The following is a 15,699-nucleotide window of genomic DNA, read 5'->3' as shown; positions in this document are numbered from 1 at the left end:
ACAGGCTCAGGGAAGAGCCGTTTGATGATTGGGTATCGATATAAAAAGGCGGGGCCGGAGAAGCCCCGCATAGGAAAACGCACCTTCCGCCAGCCAACAGACCGTGGCGACTGGCGGAGGCACGGGGATCAGAACTTGTAGGACACGCCTACCATGTAGACCCAGGGGTCGATATCCACGTCGATGGTGCTGGTATCGGCTACCGCATTGCCCGCGTAGGCGTTAATGGTGGCCTCGGTGTCGATGTCGATCCACCAGACCGCAGCGTTGATACCCACGTTTTCGGTGATCATGTAGTCAAGACCAATTTCGGCTGCCAGACCAAAGCTGTCATCCAGCTTGATGTCTGTACCGTCAATACCCGGGTTTCCGGCTACAGCGTCATAGGTGTTCGTCAGTGTCTGAGTGGTTTTCTCTTCAAAGAAGTTGGTGTAGTTCACGCCAGCGCCGACGTATGGCTGGAATTTGCTACCACTGGGCATCGGGAAGTATTGCAGTGTGATGGTCGGCGGCAAGTGCTTGGTTTCTGCCAGCTTGCCAGTGCCACCCAGAGCTGCGCCGTCACCCTTGATATCGTGCTTGAACGGGGTTGCCGCCAGCACGCCAACCCCGATCTGGTCGGTCAGCATGTAGGTTGCGGTCAGTCCCAACTGGCTGTTGGAATCGACGCTGACCTTGGCGCCATCAATTTCGCCAAGCGCGTTGGAGTTCAAGTTACCACTGGAAGAATCCGGATCAACCGTTGCCACACCAACGCGGCCGATAAAATCACCAGCTTCGTACGCCTGAACAGCGGGAGCAGCAGCCATTACCGCTGCAGCCAGAACACCAAGTTTGAATGTACGGGACATATCCATCTCCTTAACCTGAATCGTTGATGACTGCAGATTAATGACATCGGGAAATGGAAACTTGATTTAGCGCAAGAATGCCCGGGCAGGCGAGCGCGTTTGATCAGCGGATTGATTCAACTCAAAAAAACTGACGGTGATTCGATTGCTGCGGTTATTGCGAATAGTCAGGCAGAGTTCTTTTTCCGCACGGGCAGACTCTCGTCCGGGACAAACACGTCTCTGATGGACAGGGCCTGGCCATCGGCGTCCTGGACTTCCACCGTGTGTATCGGCCGGCCGGTGGCGCGGTCGCGCAAATCGAGCGGAGGCTCGTCCGGAGCAGGGTTCCACTTATCTCCCCACTGGCGAAGAGCGATAACCACCGGGAAAAGATCCCTGCCTTTTTCGGTCAGGCGGTATTCAAAGCGTGACCCATGTTCGCCCACATCCACCTTGCGCAGCACTTCATTGTCCACCAGCCGTGCGAGGCGATCACACAGGATGTTCTTGGCAATGCCCAGTTCCTGCTGGAAATCCACGAACCGGCGGGTGCCATACATGGCGTGCAGCACAATCAGGAGGGACCACCAGTCGCCCACTTCATTGAGGGCGCGGGCGACGGAACAGCTGGAGTCATCAAAACGTTTTCTGGCCATGACGGGAGTGTACCGAATAGGGTTGCATTTTAAAACCAGATTTAATAGGGTTGCTTTACGAAACCAAATTAGTGAGGTTGCATACTACCATGAGCATGAATCTTGGCCCGCTTTTCGAACCGTTTGAACTTCACAACCTCAAACTGCGAAACCGGGTGGCTATGGCGCCCATGACCCGTAATTTCTCGCCGGATGGCGTTCCGGGAGAGAACGTGGTGTCCTATTACCGCCGACGGGCCGAAGCAGGCGTTGGCCTCATCATTACCGAAGGCACGACCGTCAATCACGCGGCCGCCAACGGCTATCCGAATGTACCGGCGTTTCACGGCACCGATGCTCTTGAGGGCTGGAAGCATGTGGTCGACGCGGTCCATGAGGCCGGCGGCGCGATTTTCCCGCAGCTCTGGCACGTGGGCGCGGTCAGGAAGGAGGGCACCCCGCCGGATCCTTCGGTACCCGGATACAGCCCTTCCGGCTTGTTCGCACCGGGCAAGCCCAACGGCAAGGCCATGAGCAAAGAAGACATCGAGGATGTTGTCGTCGCTTTTGCCGATGCGGCCCAGGATGCCAAGGCCCTGGGTTTTGATGGTGTCGAGCTCCATGGCGCCCACGGCTACCTGCTGGACCAGTTCCTCTGGGAAGGTACCAACCAGCGCGACGATGAGTACGGCGGCAGCCTGGAGAACCGGCTGCGGTTCGTGGTGGAGATCGTTGAAGCGGTGCGTCATCGGGTTGGCCCGGACTTCCCGATCATGCTCCGGTTCTCCCAGTGGAAGCAGCAGGATTACGAGGCCAAACTGGTTAATAGCCCTGAGGAACTTGAGCGGTTCCTGAAGCCTCTGGTGGACGCAGGTGTCGACATTTTCCACGCCTCCACCCGCCGTTTCTGGGAGCCGGAGTTTGAAGGCTCGGATCTGAACCTCGCAGGCTGGACCCAGAAGCTTTCCGGTAAACCGACCATGTCCGTGGGCAGTGTCGGGCTGACGGAAGATTTCATCAGCGGCACCTTTGCCAGCAAGCAGGAAGCCGTTGAGAAAGCCGGGATCGATGAGCTGGTGGAGCGAATGAACAACCACGAGTTTGAACTGATCGCCGTGGGTCGGGCACTTCTGCAGGATCCGGAATGGCTGATCAAGGTGAAAGAAGGCCGACTGAACGAGGTGGAATCTTTCGCCAAGAAGTCCCTCGCCAAGCTTTATTGATTAACCCCTTTCGATCGGACGATCGAAACTTGCCGCAGTGTCTTCGGGCCTGCGGCTTTTTTGTGCCCGGTGAATCTGTCGTCTTCGTAATCGCGTCTGATCAGAGACACGTTATGATGGGTGAAACTCACCTGAAGTAAGAGGGATCAGCATGTCGATGATGGGTTCAATCAAAACACTGGCTGTGGCTCTGATGATCTCGGCCATCGTGGGCTGTGCGACCGTTGGGAAAGACTTCGCCACCCACAACGTGGACCAGATCCAGATTGGTGAAACCACACGGGCGGATATCCAGGAGATGTTCGGCGAGCCGTGGCGCACCGGGATCGAAGACGGCAAACGCACCTGGACCTATGGCAAGTACAAGTGGTCTGCCTTTGGTGATGCAGAAACCACCGACCTGGTTGTTCGATTCAACCAGGACGGCACGGTCTCGTCTTACGTCTACAACACCACGGAATAAACTGGCAAAAGATCAGGCGCGGGGCTGCCTTCAGCCCCGCAAACCTCCTACCAGCTTGTCGATGCTGTCCTTGGCATCGCCGAACAACATGCGCGTGTTGTCCTTGAAGAACAGCGGGTTCTCTACGCCGGAATAGCCGGTGGCCATGCCTCGCTTGAGCACGACAACCTGTCCAGCCTTCCAGACCTCCAGCACCGGCATGCCGGCAATCGGGCTACCGGGATCTTCTGCTGCCGCAGGGTTCACCGTGTCGTTGGCGCCAATAACCAGCACCACGTCGGTATCCGGGAAATCATCATTGATTTCGTCCATTTCCAGAACGATGTCATAAGGAACGTGGGCTTCCGCCAACAGTACGTTCATATGCCCTGGCAGGCGGCCGGCCACCGGATGGATGCCGAAGCGCACGTTTACGCCACGGTCCCGAAGGATCTTGGTCATATCGCTGACGCCGTTCTGCGCCTGGGCGACCGCCATGCCATAACCGGGCACGATGATCACCGACTGGGCGTTGCGTAGCTCTTCACAGACCTCATCCACACTGGATTCATGCACGGTCTGGTCAGCATCGGCGGCAGCCGAGCTGCTGCTGGTCTGGCCAAAGCCGCCGAGAATCACGCTGATGAACGAGCGGTTCATGGCCTTGCACATGATGTAGCTGAGGATGGCACCGCTACTGCCCACCAGGGCACCAACGACAATCAGCAGATCGTTGCCCAGCATGAAGCCGATGGAGGCTGCGGCCCAACCGGAGTAGCTGTTGAGCATGGAGACCACCACAGGCATGTCGGCACCGCCGATGGCCATGATCAGATGGATGCCGAGGACCGAGGCAATGACGGTCATCAGAACGAGCGCCACGATGCCCAGGGCCATGCTGTCGGTACCCAGGAACCAGGCCCCCGAGGAAAACACAGACGATAACGCCTGCCAGGTTCATCAGGTGCCGGCCGGGCAGGGTCAGGGCCTTGCTGTCGATGCGACCATCAAGCTTGCCGCAGGCCACCAGCGAACCTGTAAAGGTCACCGCACCAATGAAGATGCCAACGAAGACCTCCACCAGCTTGATGGTGTGCTCCGCGCCGGAGGTTGCAATCAGAGGCTCGATGTAGCCTGAAAAGCCTACAAACACGGCTGCCGCGCCCACAAAGCTGTGAAGCAGGGCCACCAGCTGTGGCATCTGGGTCATTTCCACCTTGTTGGCGATAGCAATGCCGATGCCGGCACCCAGCAACACGGCCACCAGGATCGAGACGATGCCGCCGTCAACGCTGGCCAGGGTTGCTCCCACGGCGATGATAATACCGGCGACGCCGTAGAGATTGCCCCGTCGTGCCGATGTCTGGTGGCTAAGGCCACCAAGGCTGAGAATAAACAAGATACTTGCGACCACGTAGGCCACGCTCACCAGTCCTGTGCTCATATCGGGCGTCTCCTACTTGCGGAACATTTTGAGCATGCGATGGGTGACCCGGAAGCCGCCCCCTACGTTGATGCTGGCAATCAGCACCGCGACAAAGGCCATGATCCCGACGGCAACGTTCTCCGCCTGTGCCAGGTGCAGAATCGCACCGATCACGATGATGCCACTGATCGCGTTGGTTACGCTCATGAGAGGCGTATGCAGGGAAGGCGTGACATTCCAGATGACCTGCCAACCGATAAAGCAGGACAGAACAAACACGGTAAAGTGCTGCAGGAAGCTTTCCGGCGCGTGTGCGCCAACCCCGTAGAGTGCCAGGGCGGTCACGGCCAGAAGGACGCCTTTACCGATCAGGCTCTTGCGATCGGCCTCTTTCTTCGCGGCGGCCTTGTCAGCGGCCGACGGCTCCTCCGTACCCGGTGCCGGCTTGGGACTGACCGGTGCCTCCGGTTGTGGTGGTGGCCAGGTGATGTCGTCCTCATGAACCACGGTAAGACCACGGATGACATCGTCTTCCATGTTCACCACGGGTTTGCCGTCTTTCTCGGGTGTCAGCTCGGTCAGCAGATGCACCAGGTTGGTGGCGTAGAGCTCACTGGCCACCTTGGCCATACGGCTGGGCAAATCGGTGTAGCCGATCAGGGTTACGCCGTGCTCGTGCGCCACTTTGCCAGGCTCGGTGAGCTCGCAGTTGCCGCCCCGTTCGGACGCCAGATCCACAATCACGCTGCCGGGCTTCATGGATTTCACCATGTCTGCGGTGATCAGCTTCGGTGCTGGCTTGCCGGGAATCAAAGCGGTGGTGATGATGATGTCCACCTCTTTGGCCTGCTCAGCGAACAATTCCATTTCCGCCTTGATGAACTCGTCGCTCATCTGCTTGGCGTAGCCGCCGCTGCCGCTGCCGTCCTCGTCTTCGAAGTCCAGCACCAGGAACTGGGCGCCCATGCTTTCAACCTGTTCTTTTACTTCCAGGCGAGTATCGAAGGCCCGCACGATGGCGCCCATGCTGTTGGCAGCACCAATGGCAGCCAGGCCGGCAACGCCGGCACCGATCACCATGATCTTGGCCGGTGGCACCTTGCCGGCAGCCGTGACCTGGCCGGTAAAGAAACGCCCGAAATGGTTGGCCGCTTCGATCACCGCCCGATAGCCGGCAATATTGGCCATGGCGCTGAGGGCGTCCATCTTCTGGGCGCGGCTGATGCGGGGCAGGCTGTCGATAGCAAAAGAGGTAATCTTTCTGGCGGCCAGCTTTTCCAGGAGTTCCGGGTTTTGCGCCGGCCAGATGTAGCTGACCAGAAACGCGCCCTCTTTCATCAGATCCGCTTCGTGTTTACCCAGCGCCGGATTTTCCATGGGCGCGCGGACTTTCAGAATGAAGTCGGCTTCTTTCCAGAGCGAACTGGTGTCTGTTGCGATGGCTGCGCCCACTTTCTCATAGGCCGCATCGGAGTAATTCGCAGCCTCGCCGGCGCCTCCTTCCACGATGACGTCGTAACCAAGCCCGACTAATTTGTGAACAGAGGGTGGCGTTGCAGCCACCCGCCTCTCAGCCTCGAAGATTTCCTTGGGGATACCGATTTTCATGTTAAGCGCGTCCTCCGGAACGACCGACTCAATGGATATCTCGGTTTTTACGTAGCCGGGGATGGTATCAGATTTGCTGAGAAATACCTAAATGAGAACCTTTACGGTCAAATGACGGTACCGAAGGCTAGGGAAGGCGGTGGCGCAGAGACTGAATCGACGATTCCGACAGGCCGTCCAGAATAGCGCCCCGGAATTGTCGGTTGATGAAACGCTCGGTTTCGGCCTGGATGGTTTCCCGCTGTGCCGGTTTCTCGATGTAGTCCATCGCCCGGAACAGAATGTACCGAATGGTCATGCGGGAGATTTCATGAATGGTCTCCGGTGGCACGTCGCTGACCAGTTGACGCTCGATAATATCCTCGGCCATCTCTTGGGCGCTGGCTTCCAGCTGGGATTCGAGCGCCCTGCGCAGTACCGGCGAGGGGCCATGAAGTTCCCGGACAGCGACAGTGGTGGCCGCCGGATTGGCCAGGAAATAGTGGTAAACGAAGGCCACGGTATCCCGGGACGCCTGTTCCGACGAATCGGCCATCTGGCGCAGATCCCGTACTCCGGCTTTCATCTCCTCGGCAATGTAACCCAGTACCGTTAGCCCGAATTCATCGAGGCTTTTGAAGTGCCGGTAAAACGTGTTCGGATTCAGCCCCGCCTCCCGGGCAAGCTCCCGCAGTCCGAGCGATGTCAGGCTCCGGGTTTCGGTAATCAGCCGAAGTGCAGCCTGAATGAGTTTCAGCTTTCCGCCGGTTATTACGCTCATCTTTTTCTCATTTTTGGAGGTTGGGCCTGCAGGCGGGGCCAAGTATGAGTCAACGCAGGCCATTCACTGCTCCGTTGGTATACGGCTGTATACCCACCTGTGTATACATGTGTCTACCGGCCATGATGACCCGCCGGACAACAACAGACAAGGCCGGGCAGGCCAACGCAGGAGTGCAGCAATGACACAGAACACACAGATCGCCATCATCGGCACCGGCTTCTCCGGCCTGGGCATGGCCATCAAACTCAAGGAAGCCGGTTACAACGACTTCGTGATCTTTGAACAGAGCGACGACATCGGCGGCACCTGGCACCAGAACCATTACCCGGGGTGTGCCTGTGACGTTCAGTCTGCACTCTACTCCTTCTCCTTCGAGCAGAACCCGAACTGGAGCCGGATGTACGCCCAGCAGCACGAGATCAAGGCGTATCTGAAACATTGCGCCGAGAAATACGGGCTGATGAAGCACATCCGGCTGAACACCCACGTGGCGGGAGCGCGATTTGATGAGAACCATCAACAGTGGGTTGTTGAAACCTGTGATAGTCCGTCGCTTTGGGCGTACATGCAGGAAAGAGGCGTGAAGCCGGGCGACCGGTTGGATCGAACCGATAAGGGGCTGCCGGAATTCACTACCTTGAGGGCCGATATCCTCGTTTCCGGAATGGGGGGATTGAGCACGCCGGCGTATCCGGAAATCGAAGGGATTGAGTCCTTCACGGGCAAGCGCTTCCACTCCCAGGACTGGGACCACGACTACGATCTGCGTGGCAAGCGGGTAGCGGTGATTGGCACCGGCGCGTCGGCCATTCAGTTTGTTCCGGAAGTGGCGAAGCAGGCGGCAAAAGTAGACCTGTACCAGCGCACACCCCCGTGGATCATGCCCAAGCCGGACCGTGCCATCCGGCCAGTGGAGAAGCGGCTGTTCCGGATGTTCCCACAAACACTCAATGCGTTCAGGCAGAGTATTTACTGGTCGCTTGAGGCGCGGGTACTGGGCTTTGTGGGCAACCCGCGTATTCTGAAGCTGGGTGAACTGCAGGCCCGCCGGCATATTCGCAACCAGATTCCGGACAAGACCTTGCGCAAAAAGGTTACCCCGGATTTCCACTTCGGCTGTAAGCGAGTGCTGATCTCCAACAACTATTATCCGGCGCTGGCCCAAGACCATGTGGATGTGGTGACCGAGGGTATCCGTGAGGTGCAGGGCAACACCGTGATCGATGGCCAGGGCAACAAGCGGCAAGTGGATTGCATCATCTACGGCACCGGTTTTCGAGCCCAGGACCCGATTCCCGCGGGCATGATCTTTGGCCGTAATAGTCAGGATCTGCTGGACGCCTGGAAGGATGGCGCCGAAGCTTATAAAGGCACCACCATCAGTGGCTTCCCGAATTTCTTCATGCTGATGGGGCCGAATACCGGCCTCGGCCACAGCTCCATGGTGTACATGATTGAGAGCCAGATTCAGTATGTGCTGGACGCCCTCAAGCAAAAACAGCGGCATCAATGGAGCACCCTGGAAGTGAGGCAGGACGCCCAGAGCCGCTACAACGCCTCCATTCATGCAAAGCTTGGTGATTCAGTCTGGCAGACCGGCTGCAAGAGCTGGTACGTGAACGAAAACGGCAAGAACACCACATTATGGCCAGGCTTCACCTGGCAGTTCCGTCAGCAGACACGACGCTTTGATGCGGCTCAATATCTGGTTCGTGCACCAGAATCCGGGGTTAGCGAGAGCGAATCGGCTCTGGCCGTTTAACGGTTGGCAGCAGGGGACTTTCGGGCAGCTTTCGGGCGTGTCCAGGTTGCGTTTTGGCCCTTTTGGCCAATACTGAAAGGATGGTCTTGCCGCTCTCGGCCAAGGATGTCCCCTGATGAAGCTGTTTCACTGTGGCCGATGCGCCAACCTGCTGTATTTTGAAAACAGTCGTTGTACCAGTTGTGGGTCTGGACTGGGCTTTGCCCCGGATGTCATGGACTTGCTGGCTATCGAGCCAAACGATGATGGCACCTGGGCGGCCGTCGCCCGGGGCGACCTCTACAGGCTTTGTGGCAACTATCAGAACCAGGGTGCCTGCAACTGGCTGATCCCTTCTCCGGACTCCCACACCTTCTGTGTCGCCTGCCGACTGAACCGCACCATCCCCGATCTCAGCATCCCGAAGAACAACGATCTCTGGCGGCGTCTGGAGAAGGAAAAACGGCGTCTGGTGTATTCGGTGTTGCGCCTTGAGCTGCCCTGCGAACCCCGTAATGAGGACCAGTACGGGCTGGCGTTTGATTTTCTGGCTGACCAGCCGGCGATGTTCGACGAACGCGCGAAAGTAAAAACCGGCCACGCCAATGGTGTGATCACCATGAACATTGCCGAGGCCGACCCGGTGGAACGGGAGCGGATGCGCAGCCAGATGGCCGAGCCCTATCGCACTGTTTTGGGGCACTTTCGCCACGAATCCGGCCACTACTACTGGGACCTGCTGGTGCGGTCCGGGCCCTGGCTGAGCCCGGTGCGGGAAGTATTTGGTGACGACACCAGGGACTACAGGCAGGCCATGGACCAGCATTATCAGTACGGCCCGCCCGGTGACTGGCAGAGCTGGTACATCAGCGCCTATGCCAGCAGCCATGCCTGGGAAGACTGGGCCGAGACCTGGGCACATTACCTGCATATGGTGGATACATTAGAGACTGCCTGGCAATTCGGGATGCGGGTGAATGCCCGCCAGCGCCCGGTAATGAACAGCGAACCAGACCCTGCGTTTGATCCCTACCAGGCCGACGATTTCGATGCACTGATCAAGCACTGGTTACCCCTGACGCTTGCGCTCAACAGCCTTAACCGAAGCATGGGGCATGAGGACGCCTACCCCTTCGTGCTTGCGGCTCCGGTGGTGGAGAAGCTCCGCCTGGTACACCGAATAGCTCACGGTGGTTAACGAAAGGACCCCAAATGAAAAAGAACAAATCGATAGACTGGAAAAACTACGACCCCAACGACTTCTTCGATGAGCTGATTGCCGCCAAGGGCAAGCCCCGGCCGGCGGCCACGGCGATTACCGACTACCTGGGCAACCTTGGTTCCGAGGAAATCCAGGCGCGCCAGCAGGCTGCCGAACTGGCGATACTGGAGATGGGGATCAGCTTTACCATTTACAGTGAGGGCGAGAACATCGATCGGGCCTGGCCCTTCGACATCATTCCTAGAGTGATCTCGCTCCGTGAGTGGGAAACCATCGAGCAGGGCCTGGCGCAGCGCCTGACGGCGCTCAACATGTTCATCAACGACATCTATAACGACCAGAACATCGTCAAGGACAAGGTGATTCCCAAGTACGTGTTCGCCAACTCCAAGAACTTCCGCGAGCAGTGCCGCGGATTCACGCCGCCACTGGGAGTATGGGCGCACATCTGCGGATCGGATCTGGTGCGTGACAAGGACGGCAAGGTGTATGTTCTCGAGGACAACCTGCGGGTGCCTTCGGGTGTTTCCTACATGTTGGAGAACCGTCAGCTGACCAAGCGGGTGTTCCCGGAGCTTTTCGACAACACCAACATCCTGCCGGTGGACGACTACACCAACCAGTTGTTCGACATGTTGGCGTCAATCTCGCCCCGGCCCCAGGACCACCCGAAAATTGCGGTGCTGACACCGGGTATTTTCAACTCCGCCTACTTCGAGCACTCCTTCCTGGCCCAGCGCATGGGCGCTGAACTGGTGGAAGGGGCCGACCTGGTGGTTGGCGAGGATGACTGTGTCTACATGCGCACGGTCGAGGGGCTGGAACGTGTGGATGTCATTTATCGCCGCATTGACGACGATTTCCTGGACCCGGAGGTATTCCGCTCCGATTCCACCCTGGGCGTGCCCGGTCTGATGCGAGCCTGGCGCAATGGCAAGGTTGGCCTCGCCAATGCACCGGGTGCCGGCGTGGCCGACGACAAGGTGATCTACGCCTTCGTGCCGGACATGATCCGTTACTACCTGGATGAGGAGCCGATCATCCCCAACGTGCCCACCTACATGTGTGTGAACAAGCAGGATCAGGAATATGTCCTTGAGCATCTCGACGAGCTGGTGGTCAAGCCCGCGAACGAGTCCGGGGGCTATGGCATGCTGGTGGGGCCGCATTCCACCAAGAAGCAGCGCACCGAGTTCGCGCGCCTGATCAAAAAGAACCCGCGCAACTACATCGCCCAACCCACACTGAGTCTCTCTGTGGCCCCAACGTTGTGCGACGAGGGCCTGGCGCCCCGGCACCTGGATCTTCGGCCCTTCGTGCTGCAGGGCGTGAGAACCTATGTTACAGCTGGCGGGCTTACGCGGGTGGCGATGCGAAAAGGTTCCCTGGTGGTGAATTCGTCCCAGGGCGGTGGAAGCAAGGATACCTGGATCGTGGACGAGGAGAATTGATGTGCTGTCACGTGTAGCGGAACGACTGTACTGGATGGCCAGATACCTTGAGCGGGCCGAGAACAACGCCCGGATGATCATGGCCTTTAATTCCCTGTCGCTGGACATGCCCCGGGAAACCCAGCTTTCCTGGAAGGGACTGGTGGCCGTGACGGGCATGGGGGCGCTGTTTGACCAGCATCATCAGAAGGCCGATGAGCGCAACTGTGTGAAGTTTCTGATGGCGGATGGCTACAACCCGAGCTCCATTGCCTCCTGCATCAAGGCCGCCCGGGAGAACGTGCGCACCACCCGGGACCAGATTCCGACCGACGCCTGGGAGGTGATCAACGAGCTGTACCGGTACATCCTGGAGAACATAGACCAGGGGGTTGGTAAGCGGGCGAGGTACGAATTCCTCAACGAAATCGTGGGTCGCTGCCAGATGCTCAATGGTTTGCTGGCCGGTTGCATGAGTCACGATGAGGGGTATGACTTCATCCGGGTAGGCCGCAACCTGGAGCGGGCGGACATGGCCACCCGGCAGATTGAAGTGGGCGCCCTGCAGTTCCTCGACGGCTGGGATGGCACCGAAACCTACGGCGGGCTCTTGTGGACCAGTGTGTTGCGTTACCAGAGCGCCTTCCAGATGTACCGTCACAATGTCCGGCGCAAGGTCAGCGGGCCTCTGGTCATTCGCTTTCTGCTGCAGAATGAGCCGTTCCCGCGGTCGGTGTTGCACAGCCTCAGCGAAGTGGCCAACGCGCTCGGGCGCCTGCCAAGGAACGAGATTCCGTTACGCACCGCGTTGCAGGCGGTACGTCATACCCGGGAGGGCGACGTGGATGCGCTGATCCGCAAGGAAGACGTGATCCTGTTCCTGGAAAACCTGCAGTTGGAAATCGGTGAGCTCCACGACGACATTGCAGAGACCTGGTTTCCTGTCTACGAGACAGCCTGAAACTGCCAATTCTATTCGCCTGCGAGATAGGTTCCATGTCGATTCATGTTGCCCTGAGCCATACCACCCACTATTGCTATGAGCGCCCGATCACCCTTGGGCCCCAGATAGTTCGTCTGCGTCCCTGTCCGCACGCGAGAACCCGCATCCTCAGCTACTCGCTGAAGGTGGAACCAGAAGGTTATTTCCTTAACTGGCAACAGGACCCCCAGGCCAATTATTTGGCCCGCCTGGTGTTCCCCGAAAAAACGGGCGAGCTGAAGATCACCGTGGACCTCGTTGCCGAGATGGCCGTGATCAACCCGTTCGATTTCTTTCTGGAACCCCGGGCAGAGACCATTCCGTTTGACTACGAGGAATGGCAGACGGCAGAGCTGGCGCCTTATTTACAGAAACTGCCGGAAACACCGGAATTCCGTAAGTGGATGGCCACCATAGACCGCAAGGAAACCCCCAGCGTGGATTTCCTGGTGGGTGTGAATCAGAGCCTTGCTGATCGAATTGATTACTTGATCCGGATGGAGCCGGGTGTCCAGACCCCGGAGGAAACCCTGAAAAAGGGCTCCGGCTCCTGTCGGGATTCGACCTGGCTGCTGGTGCAGACGCTCCGGCATCTGGGGCTGGCGGCGCGATTTGTGTCCGGCTACCTGATTCAGCTCAAGGCAGACCAGAAAGCACTGGATGGCCCTTCGGGCGCTGAGGAAGATTTCACCGATCTGCACGCCTGGTGCGAAGTCTTTCTGCCGGGCGCCGGTTGGGTTGGGCTGGATCCGACGTCCGGCCTGTTTGCCGGAGAAGGGCATATCCCGCTGGCCTGCAGCCCGGATCCGTCCTCGGCGGCGCCAATTACCGGCATGGTTGAGGAATGCGGGGTCGAATTCGAGCACCAGATGAGCGTCCAGCGCATCTGGGAAGCACCTCGGGTGACCAAACCCTATACCGAGGCCCAGTGGCAACGCATCGTTGGGCTGGGCCATGACGTGGACCAAAGTCTGACAGAACTGGATGTACGTCTGACCCAGGGCGGTGAGCCTACCTTCGTGGCGAATCACGACCGGGACGAGCCGGAGTGGAACACCGAGGCCATGGGCCCCACCAAGCGCAAGAAGGCCATCGAGCTGTATCACCGGATGCGGGACCGCTACGGCGCTGGCGGGCTGGTCCATTTCGGGCAGGGTAAGTGGTATCCCGGAGAGCCGCTGCCCCGATGGTCCCTGAACTGTTACTGGCGCAAGGATGGCGAGCCGATCTGGCGGGACGAGCGCTGGCTGGCGGATGAGCGCATCGAAGGCAACGCAAGCCCGGAAGATGCTCACAGGTTTTTGTCGGCCCTGGCGAAAGAGCTTGGTGTTGATGAAAAACAGCTGTTCCCGGGGTTCGAGGATGCCTTTTATTACTTGTGGCGGGAACGACGGCTGCCGGTCAACGTCGATCCTTTCGATGCAAAACTCGAGAATGCCCTGGAGCGCAAGCAGCTTCAGCAGATTTTCAGCCGGGGGCTGGATGAGCCCGTCGGCTATGTGCTGCCACTGCGTGTGTCGGAAAAGGAACAAACCTGGGAAACCGGTCCGTGGTTCCTTCGCAGTGAGCGCTGTTACCTGATTCCGGGCGGCTCCCCCATGGGGCACCGGCTGCCCCTGGACAGCCAGCCCTGGGTGGAGGAAGCCGATTACCCCTGGATCCATGAGCAGGACCCGTTTGCGCCCCGTGGCCCGCTGCCTGCCAGCGAGGAAATCCGGCAATGGAACAGCCGGGGCCAGTCCGGGCAGGTGTCGCCAGAACGGGCGCCGCCGAAAAAAGGAAAGTCGGCACCCGAGATCGTCCGCACCGCCCTTTGCGTGGAGCCCCGGGAGGGCATTCTTCGTATTTTTATGCCGCCGTTGGAAAAGCTGGAGCCATACCTGGCCCTGGTTTCCGCCATCGAGAAAACCGCCAAGGAGCTGCAGCAGCCGGTCCTGCTCGAGGGGTATGAGCCACCCTCGGACCACCGGTTGAGTCATTTCCGCATCACGCCAGACCCCGGGGTGATCGAAGTGAATGTGCAGCCGGTGCGAACCTGGGACGAGCTGGTTGAACAGACCGAGACGCTCTACGCGGACGCCTACGAGTGCCGGCTGACCTCCGAGAAGTTCATGATGGACGGACGTCACACCGGCACCGGTGGTGGCAACCATTTTGTGCTGGGTTCGCAAAAGGCAGAGGATTCGCCGTTCCTGCGGCGTCCGGATCTGCTACGCAGCCTGATCAGCTACTGGCATAACCATCCCAGCCTGTCTTATCTGTTTTCCGGCCTGTTTATTGGTCCCAGTTCCCAGGCGCCGCGGATTGATGAGGCGCGCAACGACCATGTGTTCGAAATGGAACTGGCGTTCCGGGAGATGGAGCGGTTATGCCCTGTGGGCAAAAAAGTCGCGCCCTGGGTGGTGGACCGCTTGCTCCGGGACCTGCTTACGGACGTCACCGGCAATACTCACAGGGCCGAGTTCTGTATCGACAAGCTCTATTCCCCGGACGGCCCGGGCGGGCGTCATGGTCTGCTCGAATTGCGGGCCTTCGAGATGCCACCCCATGCCCGCATGAGCCTGACCCAGCAATTGCTGCTGCGGGCGCTGGTGGCCCGATTCTGGGAACAGCCCTACAAACCCAGCGGGCTGGTTCGCTGGGGAACCGAGCTGCACGACCGGTTCCTGCTACCTCACTATGTCTGGCAGGACTTCGAGGACGTCATCGACGATATGAAGGCCCAGGGTTACCCGCTCGAGAGCGAGTGGTTCGCGCCCCATTTCGAGTTCCGGTTCCCCCGGATCGGCGATTACAAGGTCAAGGGCATAACCCTTGAGCTGCGTTCCGCTCTGGAGCCCTGGCATGTGACCGGGGAGCACGGTGCGATCGGCGGCACCGCCCGCTACGTGGATTCTTCCCTGGAGCGTTTGCAGGTGAAGGTACGCGGCGCTGCCCCGGATCGTTACCAGATCACCTGCAATCAGGTGCCGTTGCCGCTTCAGCCAACAGGGATGGTGGGTGAATCGGTCGCCGGCGTCCGGTACCGGGCTTGGCAGCCATCCCAGTGCATGCACCCGACCATTGGTGTGGATGGGCCTTTGGTGTTTGATATCGTGGACACCTGGAATGAACGCAGCCTGGGCGGCTGTGAATATCACGTGACCCATCCCGGTGGCCGGAATTTCGAGACTTTGCCGGTGAACTCGTTCGAAGCGGAAGGCCGCCGCATGGCGCGCTTCTTCCGGATGGGACACAGCTCGGGGCAACAGCCCCTGCGGCCGGTTCCGGAGCATCGGGAGTTTCCGTTTACCCTGGATCTGCGATATCACAAATAAGATGCCTGGACGTGTGGTTTGATGCTGGCTCCGGAGAGTAGAAAGCGGCTATGCTTCCAGCTCACTGACTAACGGAG

The 15,699-nt window shown here is 59.0% G+C and carries 11 protein-coding genes and 1 pseudogene; 7 read left to right on the top strand and 5 right to left on the bottom strand.

The window, feature by feature from the left end:
- Nucleotides 1-128 precede the first annotated feature (128 nt).
- Nucleotides 129-851, bottom strand: a complete 723-nt coding sequence (locus HP15_RS17835; RefSeq protein WP_041645792.1) for an OmpW/AlkL family protein — start codon at nucleotides 849-851, stop codon at nucleotides 129-131.
- Nucleotides 852-1,018: 167 nt separating this feature from the next.
- Nucleotides 1,019-1,489 carry a winged helix-turn-helix transcriptional regulator gene (locus HP15_RS17830; RefSeq protein WP_014578755.1) on the bottom strand — a complete coding sequence of 157 codons (471 nt, stop codon included), beginning with the start codon at nucleotides 1,487-1,489 and terminating at the stop codon, nucleotides 1,019-1,021.
- An 89-nt stretch (nucleotides 1,490-1,578) separates the two neighbouring features.
- Between HP15_RS17830 and HP15_RS17825 the strand changes: the two genes are divergently transcribed.
- Together HP15_RS17825 and bamE are read left to right on the top strand one after the other, a co-directional pair.
- Nucleotides 1,579-2,691: an NADH:flavin oxidoreductase gene (locus HP15_RS17825; protein ID WP_014578754.1), complete on the top strand. Its 1,113-nt coding sequence runs from the start codon at nucleotides 1,579-1,581 to the stop codon at nucleotides 2,689-2,691.
- A 157-nt stretch (nucleotides 2,692-2,848) separates the two neighbouring features.
- Nucleotides 2,849-3,154, top strand: coding sequence for an outer membrane protein assembly factor BamE domain-containing protein (gene bamE, locus HP15_RS17820; protein WP_014578753.1), 306 nt, complete (start codon nucleotides 2,849-2,851; stop codon nucleotides 3,152-3,154).
- Between the two features lie 30 nt (nucleotides 3,155-3,184).
- On the opposite strand, the pseudogene pntB reads toward bamE, so the two are convergent.
- The 3 genes and pseudogenes from pntB to HP15_RS17805 form a co-directional block, all read right to left on the bottom strand.
- Nucleotides 3,185-4,577 (bottom strand): annotated as a pseudogene (gene pntB / locus HP15_RS17815) (Re/Si-specific NAD(P)(+) transhydrogenase subunit beta).
- 12 nt (nucleotides 4,578-4,589) lie between these two features.
- Complete coding sequence (locus HP15_RS17810; protein WP_014578751.1) at nucleotides 4,590-6,167, bottom strand: Re/Si-specific NAD(P)(+) transhydrogenase subunit alpha; 1,578 nt, start codon at nucleotides 6,165-6,167, stop codon at nucleotides 4,590-4,592.
- 127 nt (nucleotides 6,168-6,294) lie between these two features.
- Nucleotides 6,295-6,927 (bottom strand): TetR family transcriptional regulator, encoded by a 633-nt coding sequence (locus tag HP15_RS17805; protein WP_014578750.1) that lies wholly within the window; start codon nucleotides 6,925-6,927, stop codon nucleotides 6,295-6,297.
- A gap of 181 nt (nucleotides 6,928-7,108) precedes the next feature.
- Between HP15_RS17805 and HP15_RS17800 the strand changes: the two genes are divergently transcribed.
- The 5 genes from HP15_RS17800 (at nucleotide 7,109) to HP15_RS17780 (ending at nucleotide 15,622) form a co-directional block, all read left to right on the top strand.
- Nucleotides 7,109-8,692 (top strand): flavin-containing monooxygenase, encoded by a 1,584-nt coding sequence (locus HP15_RS17800; protein WP_014578748.1) that lies wholly within the window; start codon nucleotides 7,109-7,111, stop codon nucleotides 8,690-8,692.
- A gap of 115 nt (nucleotides 8,693-8,807) precedes the next feature.
- Nucleotides 8,808-9,869 (top strand): zinc-binding metallopeptidase family protein, encoded by a 1,062-nt coding sequence (locus tag HP15_RS17795; RefSeq protein WP_014578747.1) that lies wholly within the window; start codon nucleotides 8,808-8,810, stop codon nucleotides 9,867-9,869.
- A gap of 14 nt (nucleotides 9,870-9,883) precedes the next feature.
- Entirely contained in the window at nucleotides 9,884-11,344 is a 1,461-nt protein-coding gene (locus tag HP15_RS17790) for a circularly permuted type 2 ATP-grasp protein (RefSeq protein WP_014578746.1), read from the top strand.
- A gap of 1 nt (nucleotide 11,345) precedes the next feature.
- The gene (locus tag HP15_RS17785; protein WP_041645786.1) at nucleotides 11,346-12,284 is read left to right on the top strand and encodes an alpha-E domain-containing protein; all 939 of its coding nucleotides are present in this window, start codon (nucleotides 11,346-11,348) and stop codon (nucleotides 12,282-12,284) included.
- A gap of 35 nt (nucleotides 12,285-12,319) precedes the next feature.
- Entirely contained in the window at nucleotides 12,320-15,622 is a 3,303-nt protein-coding gene (locus HP15_RS17780) for a transglutaminase family protein (protein ID WP_014578744.1), read from the top strand.
- Nucleotides 15,623-15,699: the final 77 nt, after the last annotated feature.

It is taken from the genome of Marinobacter adhaerens HP15 (assembly GCF_000166295.1).
Lineage (GTDB): Bacteria > Pseudomonadota > Gammaproteobacteria > Pseudomonadales > Oleiphilaceae > Marinobacter > Marinobacter adhaerens.
This window is presented reverse-complemented; position numbering and strand designations above follow the sequence as displayed.